The sequence below is a fragment of the Acinetobacter sp. 5862 genome, assembly GCF_024494585.1.
Taxonomy (GTDB): domain Bacteria; phylum Pseudomonadota; class Gammaproteobacteria; order Pseudomonadales; family Moraxellaceae; genus Acinetobacter.
The window spans coordinates 35,151-49,491 of the sequence record NZ_JANHGP010000023.1 but is presented as its reverse complement, the minus strand read 5'-3'; the positions used below and the strand labels follow the sequence as shown (position 1 = coordinate 49,491).

At 37.7% G+C, this 14,341-nt stretch carries 14 protein-coding genes and 3 pseudogenes; 7 read left to right on the top strand and 10 right to left on the bottom strand.

Annotated features, from left to right (window positions below):
* Window positions 1-293: 293 nt before the first annotated feature.
* Window positions 294-2,249 carry an alkyl/aryl-sulfatase gene (locus tag NO346_RS04435; protein WP_000693745.1) on the bottom strand — a complete coding sequence of 652 codons (1,956 nt, stop codon included), beginning with the start codon at window positions 2,247-2,249 and terminating at the stop codon, window positions 294-296.
* Window positions 2,250-2,303: 54 nt separating this feature from the next.
* Window positions 2,304-3,469 (bottom strand): IS3-like element ISAba21 family transposase gene (locus tag NO346_RS04430; RefSeq protein WP_085940850.1). Its coding sequence is split into 2 segments (ribosomal slippage): window positions 2,304-3,211 and window positions 3,211-3,469, totalling 1,167 coding nucleotides; the frame shifts between segments, so codons are not numbered across the junction.
* A gap of 78 nt (window positions 3,470-3,547) precedes the next feature.
* On the opposite strand from NO346_RS04430, the gene NO346_RS04425 reads away from it, so the two are divergent.
* Window positions 3,548-3,754 (top strand): hypothetical protein, encoded by a 207-nt coding sequence (locus NO346_RS04425; protein WP_025467338.1) that lies wholly within the window; start codon window positions 3,548-3,550, stop codon window positions 3,752-3,754.
* Window positions 3,755-3,763: 9 nt separating this feature from the next.
* Here the strand turns inward: NO346_RS04425 and NO346_RS14895 are convergent.
* Window positions 3,764-4,040, bottom strand: a pseudogene (locus tag NO346_RS14895) (transposase); the annotation flags it as partial.
* 113 nt (window positions 4,041-4,153) lie between these two features.
* Window positions 4,154-4,642 (bottom strand): hypothetical protein, encoded by a 489-nt coding sequence (locus tag NO346_RS04415; RefSeq protein WP_004668582.1) that lies wholly within the window; start codon window positions 4,640-4,642, stop codon window positions 4,154-4,156.
* Between the two features lie 77 nt (window positions 4,643-4,719).
* Here NO346_RS04415 and NO346_RS04410 point away from each other — a divergent pair, with 77 nt between their 5' ends.
* Window positions 4,720-4,947 (top strand): helix-turn-helix domain-containing protein, encoded by a 228-nt coding sequence (locus NO346_RS04410; protein ID WP_025467336.1) that lies wholly within the window; start codon window positions 4,720-4,722, stop codon window positions 4,945-4,947.
* 125 nt (window positions 4,948-5,072) lie between these two features.
* On the opposite strand, the pseudogene NO346_RS04405 reads toward NO346_RS04410, so the two are convergent.
* Window positions 5,073-6,005: pseudogene (locus NO346_RS04405) on the bottom strand (IS5 family transposase).
* 323 nt (window positions 6,006-6,328) lie between these two features.
* On the opposite strand from NO346_RS04405, the pseudogene NO346_RS04400 reads away from it, so the two are divergent.
* The 4 genes and pseudogenes from NO346_RS04400 to msrA all read left to right on the top strand — a co-directional run.
* Window positions 6,329-6,517 (top strand): annotated as a pseudogene (locus tag NO346_RS04400) (thymidylate synthase); the annotation flags it as partial.
* A gap of 21 nt (window positions 6,518-6,538) precedes the next feature.
* Entirely contained in the window at window positions 6,539-7,048 is a 510-nt protein-coding gene (locus tag NO346_RS04395; RefSeq protein ID WP_178883072.1) for a dihydrofolate reductase, read from the top strand.
* A gap of 20 nt (window positions 7,049-7,068) precedes the next feature.
* Complete coding sequence (locus NO346_RS04390; RefSeq protein ID WP_256414399.1) at window positions 7,069-8,124, top strand: DUF4105 domain-containing protein; 1,056 nt, start codon at window positions 7,069-7,071, stop codon at window positions 8,122-8,124.
* 339 nt (window positions 8,125-8,463) lie between these two features.
* Window positions 8,464-8,988, top strand: coding sequence for a peptide-methionine (S)-S-oxide reductase MsrA (msrA, locus tag NO346_RS04385; protein ID WP_256414398.1), 525 nt, complete (start codon window positions 8,464-8,466; stop codon window positions 8,986-8,988).
* 46 nt (window positions 8,989-9,034) lie between these two features.
* Here msrA and NO346_RS04380 read toward each other — a convergent pair whose 3' ends face one another.
* The 5 genes from NO346_RS04380 to NO346_RS04360 all read right to left on the bottom strand — a co-directional run bounded on the left by NO346_RS04380 (window position 9,035) and on the right by NO346_RS04360 (window position 12,750).
* Window positions 9,035-9,439: a biopolymer transporter ExbD gene (locus NO346_RS04380; protein WP_087542789.1), complete on the bottom strand. Its 405-nt coding sequence runs from the start codon at window positions 9,437-9,439 to the stop codon at window positions 9,035-9,037.
* A gap of 1 nt (window position 9,440) precedes the next feature.
* Window positions 9,441-10,061 (bottom strand): MotA/TolQ/ExbB proton channel family protein, encoded by a 621-nt coding sequence (locus NO346_RS04375; protein WP_256414397.1) that lies wholly within the window; start codon window positions 10,059-10,061, stop codon window positions 9,441-9,443.
* A 42-nt stretch (window positions 10,062-10,103) separates the two neighbouring features.
* Entirely contained in the window at window positions 10,104-10,856 is a 753-nt protein-coding gene (locus NO346_RS04370; RefSeq protein ID WP_256414396.1) for an energy transducer TonB, read from the bottom strand.
* A 245-nt stretch (window positions 10,857-11,101) separates the two neighbouring features.
* A complete protein-coding gene (gene purU, locus NO346_RS04365; protein WP_004680545.1) occupies window positions 11,102-11,965 on the bottom strand; it encodes a formyltetrahydrofolate deformylase in 864 nt (287 codons plus the stop codon).
* Window positions 11,966-12,048: 83 nt separating this feature from the next.
* On the bottom strand, window positions 12,049-12,750 hold the full coding sequence (locus NO346_RS04360; protein WP_256414395.1) for a TetR/AcrR family transcriptional regulator: 702 nt from the start codon (window positions 12,748-12,750) through the stop codon (window positions 12,049-12,051).
* 121 nt (window positions 12,751-12,871) lie between these two features.
* On the opposite strand from NO346_RS04360, the gene NO346_RS04355 reads away from it, so the two are divergent.
* Entirely contained in the window at window positions 12,872-14,326 is a 1,455-nt protein-coding gene (locus NO346_RS04355; protein WP_256414394.1) for a coniferyl aldehyde dehydrogenase, read from the top strand.
* Window positions 14,327-14,341 lie beyond the last annotated feature (15 nt).

The following is a 14,341-nucleotide window of genomic DNA, read 5'->3' as shown; positions in this document are numbered from 1 at the left end:
AATAGTAAAATTGGGTTCGGCGATTTGATTTTACTACTTCGCTATTTTTTTAAGCTAAAAGTGTCAACACACCCTAATAAAAATATCTCCATCGAAAATAAAGTATAAAAATTCAAAAACCATTTAATAAAGTATCAATAGAGTTAAAATACATATAGCTTACTTTTAATTTTAAAGAGGAATACAAGAAATAATTTCTTGTATTCCTGTTATAAGATTGGGAGAACCAAGTTGATAATTTCACCCATTTCTTTGGATCTATTAATTTAAGTTTCGACTTTACTTATTTGAGCTTAGCCATTTGGTCGAGTCACAATCGGGAAAATTGAATCTGGACGTTTAAACATTGCAAAGAATTTTCCAATTTTCAGTGGATTACCTTTGACTTTACTGTCTTTAGAAAGCAGGACTTTTACCCCTTCTATTTGACCTGTAATCATTTTTAGATATAAGGGCTTGGTTAAGGTTAATGTAGGGCAATCCAATGCCAAATCTTTACTTTCATCATAACGCTTAAACTGCATGACTGAGTTTTCAACCCATAATGAAAAATGCTCTTTGGTATCCGACAAAACCAGATTGATACACTGGTTTTCATTTTTTAAATTTTCCACATCTAAATTTGTCGCCATAGCTTCAAGAAATCTTTCAGTTGGTGTATGAATCAATAAATCACTCGGATCAGAAGTATTTTGTAGGGGTACATTATTTTGTAGCTCTTGAGCGCCCACCAAAAAGAAATTACGCCAAGTTGAAGCCTCAGCAGCATAGCCCAATTGACGATAAGTATTCGCCAATAAGTCTTTTGCTTGTTGGTTTTGAGGGTTATTCAACACAATATGTTTTAAAATCTCGGCAGCCCATCTATAGTCAGCTTGAGCGTAGGCATCCCGCGCATTTTTCAATGCATTGTTCTCCCCACCTGCTAACTCAATATATTTTTTTGCAACAGCTTTAGGGGGTAATGGATCTAAATTGGAAGGATGGGCATCGAACCATCCCATATAATATTGGTATACTGCTTTTACATTATGTTTTAGGGTTCCATAATAGCCATGAGCATATAGTTTTTGATCAAGTGCCGCTGGAAGCTTAATTTTTTCGGCAATTTCAGCGCCATTAAAACCAGAGTTCATATATCTCACCGTCTGATCATGCGTGAACTTATAAACATCTCGCTGGGTTTTAATAAAATCTTGAATATTGTCATTGCCCCAGACAGGCCAATGATGCTGTGCAATCAATACATCGGATGCTTTGGCATGCTGCATTGCTTGGTCTAGATAGCCCACCCATTTTAAGGCATCACGGACTTTAGCACCCCGAAGGGTATAAAGATTATGCATGGTATGAGATAGAATTTCTGCGCCGTTATAAAGTTTCAATGATGGGATAGAGAACGTTAATTCTGCTGGTGCTTCTGAACCCGGCACGTTATAAAACACAAAATCCAAGCCATCAACCGTCATTTTCTGTTCTGGTTGAGTGATCAGTTGTGTAGGCTCAAGGATGCCCATTTTTCCCACAGCAACAGCCTTACCTAAACCTGTATCCACCAATCCTTCCGCATTTTTAGGTAGAAAAGTTCCATACATATAAGTCGCACGACGTATCATGGCTGAACCTGCCATCACATTTTCACTGGTCGCTTCTTCCATAAAGCCTTTTGGCGCAATAATTGGAGTTTTTCTAGCGTTAATTTCTTCGCTAGAAAGAACGCCTAATGCACCACCAAAATGATCGATATGGCTATGGGTAAAGATAATGGCTGAAATTTTTTGCTCACCTAAATGCTGTCTAGCAAATTTAAGTGCTGCTTCAGCCGTTTCTTTAGAGGTTAATGTATCCACAATAATCCAGCCAGTATCACCCTGAATGATGGTCATATTTGCCAAATCAAAACCACGAATTTGCCAAACTCGATCTGTTACTTTAAATAGCCCAACATTGTTGTTTAATTTTGCTTGTCGCCATAGAGTGGGATTAACGGTATTTGGTGCTTGATCTTGTAAAAAACTAAATGCATCAAAATCCCAGATAACATTGCCTTTCTCACTTTTAATTTGACCTGTTGGCTTGGCAATAAAGCCCTTTTGAGCCTGATTAAACTCAGTCATATCCTCTAAGTTATACTTCGCCTTATATGTATTATTTGATTCAATGACCGCTTTTTCTACTACAGTATTTGCTGCAAAAACAGAAAATGGCAGAATAAGCATCAATGAAACTGTTAAAAACTTAATTTTCATCTTCTTTCCTTTTGATATGTGCTGAATTAGCAGGAGACTTTCACTTGGGATATGCTAGGCAGCTAACCGATAAAAGTTCTCTGCTATTTGATTTGGCGTTTTAAAATCCAAACTCTTTTGAATTCTTCGCTGATTATAAAATAACACAATGTATTTTGTAATATCTGCTTTAGCTTCATCTCTGGTTTTATAGTTGCAATGATGCACTAATTCATTCTTGAGTATGCCCCAGAAACTTTCAATCGGTGCATTATCGTAACAGTCCCCACGTTTGCTCATTGAACCTTGAAAATCACATTTTTCCAGTATCTTTCGATATTCATGGCTGCAATATTGGCTGCCTCTGTCCGAATGAACAATTAAGCCTTTCGTTGGTTTTTGATTACGAATCGCCATAGTCAGTGCATTGCAAACAAGTTGTGCGGTCATACGCTCATTTAAGCTATAGCCAACCACTTGTTTCGTGTACAGGTCTTTTACTGCTGCCAAGTATAACCAACCTTCAGCAGTCCAAATGTATGTAATATCGCTTGACCATGCAAGATTGGGCTTAGTCATTGAAAACTGTTGCTCTAGTAAATTTGCGTAGATCGCTCGATTATGATCACTCTTCGTAGTTCTTTTGAAACGCTTATGACGCTTACAATACAGCTGGTTGAGCTTTTTTATTTGACGTACAGCATACGTACTGATTTTGATACCTTGCGCTTGTAAATGCTTAGTTAATCGAATATAGCCATAGCTTTGTTTAGTTTCCTCATGAGCTATTTTGACCAAAATTGTCTGTTGATTTCGCTGAACCAATCTTTTATTCATGCCTCGTTTTAGCCAATCATAAAATCGTGACACTGAAACGTGAAGTAATCTAGCCATAAAGCTAATCGGGAATAAATGTCTTTGCTGTTTCATATAGGCGTACCTTACTGACTTTCTTTCGCAAAGTACGCTGCTGCCTTTTTTAGAAATTCACGTTCCATTTCAGCTGTTTTGAGCTGTTGTTTGAGCTTTTTATTTTCTTCGAGTAAGGCATTTAGATCAGGTGAATATTGTTTAGTGCCTGCTAAGGTGCCAGTCTTTGCTTTATTATTCCAATTTGAAAGAGTTTGCATTGAAATGCCAAGTTGTCTGGCTGTTTCCGATACATTGCCTTGATTGGCTTCAATCAATTTTATTGCTTCAACTTTAAATTCTGCGGTGTAAGTCTTCTGTTTCTTGCTCATGGTAAACTCCTGATGAGTGTCTATAGTTTACCAAGTTAAAACCTCCTGTTTTCTCAGCACACATCAGTTATGTAGTGAATGTTAAGAAACTCTGTGAGATGCAGTACGGTTGAACGTCTTAAATACTTTACGACTGAAAATCGTAAACCTCGTTCACCTTCAATGAGTCGAGTTGTGCCAATGCAATTCGGAGATGATGAAGCCTCAAAGTGTGTTGTGATGCATGCCGTTAATCATGTAATAAGTCAGCACAAAGATGAACTTATTAAACTTGTCTACAAATGAGTTAAATTAACTCGCATCAATAAAGATCAACTTCAAATATTCACCACCACAAAACAACCTAAACATTTCAAATACTTACAACCTAAAATCCATCGACTAAATTTCTTAAAAATAGAGTGCGGCTAACCAAAAAATAAGGTAAATCATGTCAAGGACATCCAGTTCTAATCCGATAAAGGATAGCTTCGATAAACAACCATAAATTATATTTGAGATAAATACCGAAATTGGAGAGAATCGATTTCAACTTAGACAATTTTTGATCTTTGAGAATTGTACGAGGTATAGCGTGGAGTGAATCTAGTTTGTCAATTGAATTCTAATTTCTCGCTATTTTTTGCAGAGTATTTGCAAACAGACCCTACTGAATTTGGATGTGATTTCAAATAAGCACTCATGTTATATATGAGCACTTATCTTATTAAGAACACTGATTTCAGACTCTAGCTTCTTAAGCTGTTGTTCACTATTTTTTTTAAATACAATAAGAGTATCTCTTAACAGTGGAAATTCTTTTATATATTGATCAAAAAACTGAATTTCTAACTGTGTCTTCTCCATCGTTACTTTCAAAATGTTGAGCTTTTTCTCAAATTCAATTTGAAAATCAAATTTTATACCCTTATTCAATAAATATGCGTTAAGTTCTGACGTTGTATAATTTGATGAATATTCATAACTTTGATTTTTACGACGAATAATTGTAATCAAATTAATTTTAGCTAAGCTTCTGATTATATTATAGGTTCTCTGGTAACCGTGATAGCCACAAAATTCAGGATACTCACTCGTAAAACCATCAAATATTGTTTTAAACTCACTATTTAAAAAATTGTGACTTGATAAAAACTTGATTAAACAATAATTAAGTTTATGATTTTTAGGCATAAAAAACTCAGCGTCTTACTTACAAATAAAATATCCCATTTTGGTATATTTATTGAAATAGTACACCATTTTGAGCTATGAGCTCAATACACGATCCTAGGTATAGGAAAATTATTACAGAATTGATTAAACTGCGTGAATATAAAAATATGACGCAGGTACAACTAGCCTTGTCCTTAAACAAGCCACAGTCCTATATTGCTAAAGTTGAAAACTGTGAGAGAAGATTAGACTTTATTGAGCTACATGATTGGTTAATGCATTTAGATGAAAATATTACAACTTTTCTAACTCATAAATTATAGATTTTTTACATAGTAATGTACGGGAAGTTATAATTACATGAGGCATTGTTACATAAAATTCTAAAGATAGAGGGCTTTATTGCACAAAGGTTTGAAAAATAGAGCTCCCCTAATTGAGCTAAAATTCAAGTGACAACTTGGGTATGAGGTCGGCCTAATTCTGTAAATTTATTTAGCACGGCTATACGTGCATGGATTTCATTGACTTGACTAGGAAAACTCCTTGCTGTTAATTTATCGCCTAATAATTTGATGCAATGCATTTTGGTTTCCACTACACTTCGACGATGATAACCAGACCATTTTTTCCAAAGAGATCTACCTAGTCGTTTGACTGTTTTTAATAATTCATTCCTCTCTAAAGATCTCAATTTCTTATCTTTCCAAGGCTTTGCATTCTTCCTAGGTGGAATGACTGCATGTGCATCTCGATCTAAAATGACTTGTCGGCAGTGCTTTGTGTCATAAGCACCATCTGTATAGACTGAATCAATTCGTTCATCAGGTGGGATTTGATCAAGTAAATCTTCGAGTACTTGTGAATCACTGACATTATTTGTGGTAAGTTGTACTGCACGTATTTGAAGGGTTTCAGCATCTATAGCAATATGGAGCTTACGCCATTGGCGACGATATTCAGATCCATGTTTCTTGCGTTTCCATTCACCTTCACCTAGAAATTTCAAGCCTGTAGAGTCCACGAGTAGATGCAGTCCATCGCTACTTTTTTGGTAGCTAATTGTAATATCAATATGTTTTTGTCTTCTACAAAGCGTGGTGTAATCTGGCGCTGTCCAATGTCATCCGCAAAGTTTAATCAGACTTTGCACAAAGCCAGTGACCATACGTAAAGACAGGCGGAATAAGGATTTAATCATTAAGCAGCATTGGATGGCTACGTCGGAGTAGGTTTGATTTCGTCCTTGTTTGCCTTTTGATGGAGCATACCATTGCGTAGCAGGATCAAACCAAATGGAAATATTTCCACGATTAATGAGTGCTCGGTTATATGAAGACCAATTGGTTGTACGATAAATTTTAGGTGTAGGCTTCTTCATTTGAAAATTATATTGTGGAATCAGCCTTTAGACATAGGTTTGTGCAACAAAGTCAAGATAGAGCATTTCTTGGTTACTCAAGTTTAAGTGACAACTTGGCTATGAGATTCAATTTTTTGAATTAAAGGATGGCTAAAAGCATTAACTATATCTATAATTAATTTTCTAGGAAAAACTTATTTAATTACACTTAGATGAGTAGTTGGTTCTAATTAACCGTTCTAGAATATACTTGGGCTTACCAAATGTGCAAAATAAATAATGCACAGTTATAATTTGATGGTAAAACCCTTATTGGAAAGCATATTGTGCAAAAATTCAGGGGCATAAATACTCATTTATATGCCAATCATTTTGAGCAAGCACAATTGCAGCTTACGCGTGAGCCGCTACCGTTGTGTCAATTAAAACTCAATCCTGAGATCACTGATATTTTTGACTTCAAATTTGAGGATATTGAAATTATTGGCTATGAGTCACACCCTGCTATTAAAGCACCCGTCGCAGTTTAAATCGATCAGAGAGAATATAAAATGGCATGGCAAGGTATAGAAGTTGTCCACGTAGTCGCAATGGATAAAAACAACTGTATTGGCAAGGGCAATGCTTTACCGTGGCATATCTCAGCTGATCTTAAACACTTTAAAGCAATTACCCAAGGCGGTGTTGTCCTGATGGGGCGTAAAACCTTAGAGTCAATGGGACGCGCACTTCCAAATCGTGTGAATTGGGTCATCACGCGTGATGTTGAATGGCAATTTGAGGGCGTTAAAGTAGCACATAGCATTGAAGATGCTTTGACACATGCACTTACAGACGTACAACACGCTGAAAAAGCATCTTTATTTATTATTGGGGGTGGAGAGATTTTTACTCAAACCCTCGCAATTGCTGATCGTCTTGAATTAACCCATGTTGATCTAGATGTACAAGGTGATGCACATTACCCAAAAATCTCTGAAGATTTTCGCAAAATAAACTCAGAACAACACATTGATGAAAAATCAAATATTGCTTTCGAGTTTGCGACCTACCAAAAATAAAAAATGGATCGCGCGTCATCATGCATAATATTGGATCACGTGAGTTTTTACTGGCGCTAGGCATTGGGCTATTACACAGTTTTTTTGCCTTATTTGTGATCCTCTCAAGTATCTGGTTATGTCTGGCATTCTGGATTCAACATCCTTTTGGAACAATCTTCAGTCGAATCACTATCATTTTTTGGGCACTGTTTGCGCTCAGCTTGCTTAGTGTTTATGTCAGTGGGCATATTTTTACTCGCCGCACTGATATTTTAATTTACTGTGTTGCCTTCGCCTGTTCACTGGTCTGGTATTTTTCATTAGAGGCTCGCCAAGATCGTGACTGGAACCCTGAAGTCGCTGAGCAGCTTACTTACCAAAAGCAAGGCAATCTAGTACAGCTGCATAATGTGCGTAATTTTAATTGGCATAAAGACGGCACTTATGACATTCGCTGGGAAAATCGTACAATTGACCTAGATAAAATTACAGGCGTCAATGTCATCACATCCTATTGGATGGGACCTCAAATCGCGCATACGTTAGTGAGTTTCGATTTCTCAGATCAAAAACCTTTGGTTTTTTCTATCGAGATTCGCAAAGAAAAAGGAGAAGAATTTTCCGCGATTGGTGGATTCTTCCGTAAATATGAACTCAGTTTAGTGGCTTCTGATGAAAAAGATCTGATTTATACGCGAAGTAATATTCGTCATGAACAAGTTTATTTATTTCCAATAACAATGCCTCAGACTGAACGTAAAGCGCTATTTATCGAATATCTACATAAAGCAGATGAGTTACGTGCTGAAGCAAAATGGTACAACACGCTTACCAGTAACTGTACAACGCTCATTTTTGATATGGTCCAAGCGATCAACCCACAAACTTTACCTAAAGATTATCGTTTACTGGCTTCAGGCTATTTGCCCAATTATCTTTTTGATCTACAAGCACTTAATCAAAATTATAGTATGAAAGAATGGTATCAATTGGCATGGATCAATACACGTGCTGAAAAATATGAACAACAACCAGATCAATCCAGTGAATATTTTTCGAAAATCATTCGACATGGATTACCAAAAGCAAATTAGTCCATTTCGCTTTTTAACAAAACAATACTCAATCTCCTTCTATAGTCCATCTTGATTGATTTAAATCAATCAAGATATATGCATTCACTTGATGATCGCGAATCCACAATCATCCTCGCAAATTATTGCAAGATCGTGGATAGAAATGCCACATCATGAATACATAGGAAAAATATGCTCAGGCTTAGGTGAATTTTTATGAAATTTATAAGGGATACTGAATCAGTTATTTGATTTTTTGACATAAAAAGCTAAATCCCTGATTGATGATGGGCTTTTACTTTTCATTGACTTCGTATACTTTATGAGTATTCTTAGAATTAAAAATTGGGAAAATTTATGCAACAAGCATTATTCGGTGGAGGTTGCTTTTGGTGTGTAGAAGCTGTTTTTCTACAACTTAAAGGCGTCGAAAAAGTTGTGAGTGGGTATGCAGGTGGTATCGTTCACAATCCAAGTTATGATCAAGTTTGCCAAGGTAATACTCAACATGCAGAAGTTGTATTGATTGACTTTGATGAACAGCAAATCAATTATACTCAACTCCTAAATGTTTTCTTTACCACCCATGATCCAACTACTTTAAATCGTCAAGGTAATGATGTTGGCACCCAATACCGTTCTGTTGTCTATTATTTTAATGATGAACAAAAGCAGCAAGCGGAGAAAATTATTCACGATTTAGAAAATGGTGGTCTCAATATCGTAACTGAACTTAGCCCAGCACCAACATTTTACCCTGCTGAAGAATACCATCAAAATTTTTATGCCCGTAATCCATCACAAGGTTACTGCAATTTTAGCATTCCACCAAAACTGTCAAAATTGCGTTCAAAATATCTCGAACTACTCAAAACAGAGTAAGCATAAAAAAGCAACTCACTGAGTTGCTTTTTTTATGAAACAAATTTTAGTTTTCACTCACAAATGCAATATCACTCAACCCTGCTTCACTCGCCCGTGACATGACTTGCGCTACTGTATCGTATTTTGATTCTTTATCAGCACGTAACTGTACTGTCGGTTTTGCTTCTGCTTTTGCTGCTTCTTGGAAACGCGTCTGTAACTCATCCAAACTAATAATTTGAGCATCCCATGCCACTTCACCTTTTTCATTAATACTGATGGTGATTGCTTTTGGTGGTGGGTCTACAATGTCAGCGGTTGTTTTTGGTAAAGCTAATGGAATTGATGGGTTAGCAACCGTTGCTGTGACTAAAAAGATAATCATCAATACCAACATAATGTCGATCAGAGGAATGAGATTCATCTCATTCATGCCACTGTCGTGGTCTTCACCCAATTGAAAGCCCATCTTAAGCTTGACCTCCAACTAAACTTTGTTGAGTCGCTTTAGTTTCTGTCTTTGCAGGTGTTTCTTGCTGCAACATCGTATCGATTAACAAGCTATGTGCTTGATCTTGTAAATCATGTGCTAAACCACGATTGAAACGTACACAAATGTTGTAAGCCAATACCGCAGGAATCGCCACAGATAAACCCAAGCCAGTCATGATCAATGCTTCACCAACAGGAGTTGCAACTTGGGCTAAACCCGCCTGACCGCTCGTACCTACAGCGACAAGTGCATGGAAAATACCCCAAACAGTCCCAAACAAACCCACAAATGGCGCAAGCGAAGCAATTGTTCCAAGAACAGATACACCTTTTTCTGCCTGTGACTTTTCAGCAGAAATCTGGCGAAGCAATGCCTGTTCCGCAACCGCCTTACGCTGTTCAAAGGTTAAAGGCTGTAGTTTAGACTTCAACGTGGCCAAGGCCTGGGCAAGCTGGGCATAGGCCTGTTGCTTCAACTGGCGTGTTCCTAATAGACGTAGAATAAAGATCGTCCACGTTGCAATCGACATTGCTAAAAGGATGAAATACAGGGTTTTACTCACTGCATCTGCATGTTGCCAATAAACTGAAAAGTTCATATACGAACTCCTGATTTAATCTGTCACTAGGACGCAAATTTATTAAGGATTAAATTCAAACGGTTGCTCTGTTTTGATTGGATAAGCAATACCATTTTCCATATACGGTTTAAACTTTGAACTTCTAACAGCGCGTAAAGCCTTTTCATCAAGACTCGGTAAACCACTACTACGAGTAATTCGAGCATTGGTTACTTTACCTTTTTCATCTGCCTCGATATAGATCGTAATTAAGCGTGTCTGATTTTCTAAATCTTTCGGAGTAAATGATACTCTTGGAGATCTACTCCATTGAATACCTGTCCCCCCTATAGAAACTCGTTTTGGCGATGGATCGGCTGGCGGTGCTGCGAGTTTAGGCGCTTCGACAACAGGCTGAGGTTTCTCAATCACTTTTTCTGTGACAGTCGTGTTCACCACAACCGACTCAACCTTTGGCTCAACTTTTTCAACCACAGGTTTCGGTGCCTCGGCTTTTTTAACCTGCTGAATTTTTTCTATTTTTTTAGGTGGTGGTAATGCCTTTTCAACCACCTTGACCTGTTTCACTTCTTTTTTAGGTTCTGGTGGTTTGGGCTTTTCTTTCGGCTTAGGTGGTTCTGGTTTAGGTGGTTCCGTAATTTTAACAAACTTAACCTTGAGTGGCTTTTTCTCAATTGGTTTTAACTCAATTGGCTTCATGTGGCTAACTGCCCACAGAACTCCTGCATGTCCAATCACAACCGCAACAAGTGCAGTGATGATCTTCTTTTTCATCGAGTGTGGCATATTCAATATCGCAGGAGATTGACTCATAAGAATCTAAGTACCTAATAGATGGTGAAATCCTTACAAAGTGAAAAACGATTTCAGTCATCGGATAGAACAATTAAAGTGGCATAATAATAAATGAGAAGTGTTTTCATTTGCAACTATTTTTTTGTGAATCATGCTCAACAAATTGATAAATATACACTTAATAAAATAAAATGTTATAACATAACAATTTTAATATAAAAAAAGCATGCGAACCAACATGCTTTTAGAAAATTTAGTTTTAGTTAGAAAACAACTGTTTTATTACCATCTACAATAATACGATCTTCCAAATGCCATTTTACAGCGCGAGCCAATACATTACGCTCAACGTCTTCGCCTAACTCACGTAACTGTTCTACATTGTAATCGTGGCTAACACGTTCAACATCTTGTTCAATAATTGGACCTTGATCGAGATCAGCGGTCACGTAATGTGCTGTTGCACCAATCAACTTCACCCCTTTCTCATACGCTTGCTTATAAGGATTTGCACCTACGAAAGCAGGTAAGAATGAATGATGAATATTGATAATCTTCATTTCCCACTTGGCAACAAAGTCTTCACTCAAAATCTGCATATAACGCGCCAAGATCAATAGATCATTGCCCTGCATCATTTCATCAATTTGCGCATAAGCTTCGACTTTATTGTCTTTATTGACTGGTATTACATGGAATGGGATACCAAAGTTTTCAACCGATTCACGCAAATCTGGATGGTTTGAGATGACTTGGGTAATTTCACATGGCAATGAGCCACGTGCATGGCGCCATAACAATTCCAATAAAGCATGGTCCACTTTAGAAACCAGAATACCCACTTTCTTTAGTTCACCTACAAAAGTGAGTTTCCACTGCATTTCATAACGTTCAGCAACGTTGGCAGCAAAGGTTTGCATTAATGCTTCTTTACGAGATTGCAAATGATCAAGTTCAAACTCAACACGCATGAAATAACGTCCGCCTTGAGCTTCTGTAGCATACTGATCAAGTGCGGTAATATTTGCTCCCTGATGATACAAAAAGCTCGATACGGCTTGCACGATTCCCGGCTTGTCTTCGCAAGTAATCAATAATCGTGCAGTGTGGGCGGTCGTCGTGTTCATGTGGTTAATATCACTTATTGGAATCAAAATTAAAAATCAAGCCGAGCATTCTAGCTCTTTTTTGCTTATGACTAAATACCTACTTATTCATCATCATCATTTTTAAGATTAGATAAACTAGCAAATAAGTCTGACGGCCCCAAAGATTTCAATAATTGTTCATACGTTTGACGACTTTCGCCCATTAAATAAGGACCTTCTAAAAATACCATTTGTCGTAAAGCTTGCCATACCCATTTTTCTTCCAAATGGTTATTGTCACTGATATGACCAGACATATACAAAAAGTTAGTCCAGTTGGTCAGTACAATCCACAAGTTGATAATCAAAGCTTCAATTTCTGAATCAGTCATCTTCATCAAACCGGCATCCACAAAGGCACGATAAATTTTTTGCCCTTGCTGCATCACCTGTCCTGCAAAACGAGGATAGATTTTTCTGAAGTCTTCATTATTTTCAACAAGATGATAGACATCACGGTGAATAAAGCGATAAGCCCACAACTGATTACTCAAAACTTGGAAATAACTAATTTTATCATTGGCATTTAAAGGTCGATCCGTTGGCAAGGCCAACATCTCCAAGGTTTCAGCCTGATATTGCTGTGCTAATTCTTTAATAATTTCCTGTTTATTACGGAAGTGATAGTACAGGTTGCCAGGGCTGATCCCAAGTTCAGCCGCAATGTGGTTAGTTGTGACCGAACGCTCGCCACGCTCATTAAACAACTGCAAACTGATTTGCAAAATTCGATCTTTGGTTTTGTTCGGTTTAGCATGCGACATTGATTTTAACCATCTATAATATTATCAATAGGTTATAAAACAAACCTATAAAGCGACTTGACACTTTAGAGTATTTACTCTAAAAATTAAAAAATAATAAGCTTTCTTTTGGTCCACTCCTATGAACAGTCAAACAAAAACAACCGCGATGACACCTCGTGTCGATGTGCAACGGTTACATGATTTGCTTGAGCAGCAGCAAGCAGCCTACCAACGCCATCCTGTACCAAGCGCAAAAGAACGTATTGAACGCTTAGCCCGACTTAAAAACATCTTGGTAAAATATCAAGATCAATTTGCGAACGCAATCAGTCAGGATTATGGCAACCGTGCCATTATGGAAACCAAGATTGGTGAAGTTCTTACCTGTTTAGAGCATATCAAGTACTATAGCAAGAACCTGACTGAATGGATGCAGCCCTCTAAGCGCCATATCAGCATGTTACACCAACCTGCAAAAGGCTGGGTACAGTATCAGCCATTGGGCGTGATCGGCATTATTGCACCGTGGAACTATCCACTGCTGCTTTCAGTTGGCCCACTGATCTGTGCATTGGCTGCGGGCAACCATGCCATGATCAAGATTTCAAGTGCATCATCAAACTTCGGTTATATGCTTGAAAATGCCCTTTCTGAAGCATTCCCACAGGAATTGGTGACCGTGGTCAATGGTGGTGGTGCCATTTCGGATGCGTTCAGCCATCTGCCTTTCGACAAAATGATTTTTACAGGTTCAACCTCTGTCGGCAAAACCGTGATGGCAGCAGCATCACAGAACTTAGTCCCTGTAATTTTAGAGCTAGGTGGAAAATCGCCTGCTCTTGTACATTCGGCAATGAATATTCGTGATGTGGCACAACGTATTGCGGTAGGTAAACTTTGGAATGCAGGTCAAACTTGCGTTGCACCTGATTACATGTTCCTACCTAAAGGCAAAACGGCAGAATTCACCAAGCACTATAACGACTTTGTGAATACGATGTACCCAACGCTACGTGACAATAAAGATTACACCTCAATTGTGAATGACAAACAATACAATCGTCTGCAAGGCTATTTAGAAGATGCACGTGATCAAGGTGCGACGATCGTCGAGTTAAACAACAAGAAAGAATCTTTAACTGAAGTTCGTAAAATTGCACCAACGTTACTCACAGGTGTAACCACAGAAATGGAAATTATGAAGAATGAGATCTTTGGTCCAATTCTTCCTATTCTAGAATATGAACATATTGAAGATGCACTTCAATTTATCAATAGTCGACCACGTCCACTCGCATTCTACTATTTTGATATTGATATGGCTCGTGCGGATTATGTTGCAGGACGTACTCATTCTGGACATTTTGGTATTAACCAAACCCTCACTCATGTAGCACAAGATGATCTACCATTTGGTGGTATAGGTGCATCGGGTATGGGCAAATATCATGGTAAAGAAGGCTTCTTCAGCTTCTCTAACGAACGTTCAGTGATGTCTAACCCTGTTAACCCTAAACTTTATAGTTTAAAATTCATTCTGCCGCCGTACAACAAACCAACGCATAAACTGCTTTTGAAAACACTATTCCGTTAAGCTGATCAAGGCATG

What these genes read in the sequence shown, in the direction of transcription:
- NO346_RS04435 (WP_000693745.1), bottom strand. Translation starts at nt 2,249, where the DNA reads ATGAAAATTAAGTTTTTAACAGTTTCATTGATGCTTATTCTGCCATTT.
- NO346_RS04425 (WP_025467338.1), top strand. Translation starts at nt 3,548, where the DNA reads ATGTTAAGAAACTCTGTGAGATGCAGTACGGTTGAACGTCTTAAATAC.
- NO346_RS04415 (WP_004668582.1), bottom strand. Translation starts at nt 4,642, where the DNA reads ATGCCTAAAAATCATAAACTTAATTATTGTTTAATCAAGTTTTTATCA.
- NO346_RS04410 (WP_025467336.1), top strand. Translation starts at nt 4,720, where the DNA reads ATGAGCTCAATACACGATCCTAGGTATAGGAAAATTATTACAGAATTG.
- NO346_RS04395 (WP_178883072.1), top strand. Translation starts at nt 6,539, where the DNA reads ATGGCATGGCAAGGTATAGAAGTTGTCCACGTAGTCGCAATGGATAAA.
- NO346_RS04390 (WP_256414399.1), top strand. Translation starts at nt 7,069, where the DNA reads ATGCATAATATTGGATCACGTGAGTTTTTACTGGCGCTAGGCATTGGG.
- msrA (WP_256414398.1), top strand. Translation starts at nt 8,464, where the DNA reads ATGCAACAAGCATTATTCGGTGGAGGTTGCTTTTGGTGTGTAGAAGCT.
- NO346_RS04380 (WP_087542789.1), bottom strand. Translation starts at nt 9,439, where the DNA reads ATGGGCTTTCAATTGGGTGAAGACCACGACAGTGGCATGAATGAGATG.
- NO346_RS04375 (WP_256414397.1), bottom strand. Translation starts at nt 10,061, where the DNA reads ATGAACTTTTCAGTTTATTGGCAACATGCAGATGCAGTGAGTAAAACC.
- NO346_RS04370 (WP_256414396.1), bottom strand. Translation starts at nt 10,856, where the DNA reads ATGAGTCAATCTCCTGCGATATTGAATATGCCACACTCGATGAAAAAG.
- purU (WP_004680545.1), bottom strand. Translation starts at nt 11,965, where the DNA reads ATGAACACGACGACCGCCCACACTGCACGATTATTGATTACTTGCGAA.
- NO346_RS04360 (WP_256414395.1), bottom strand. Translation starts at nt 12,750, where the DNA reads ATGTCGCATGCTAAACCGAACAAAACCAAAGATCGAATTTTGCAAATC.
- NO346_RS04355 (WP_256414394.1), top strand. Translation starts at nt 12,872, where the DNA reads ATGAACAGTCAAACAAAAACAACCGCGATGACACCTCGTGTCGATGTG.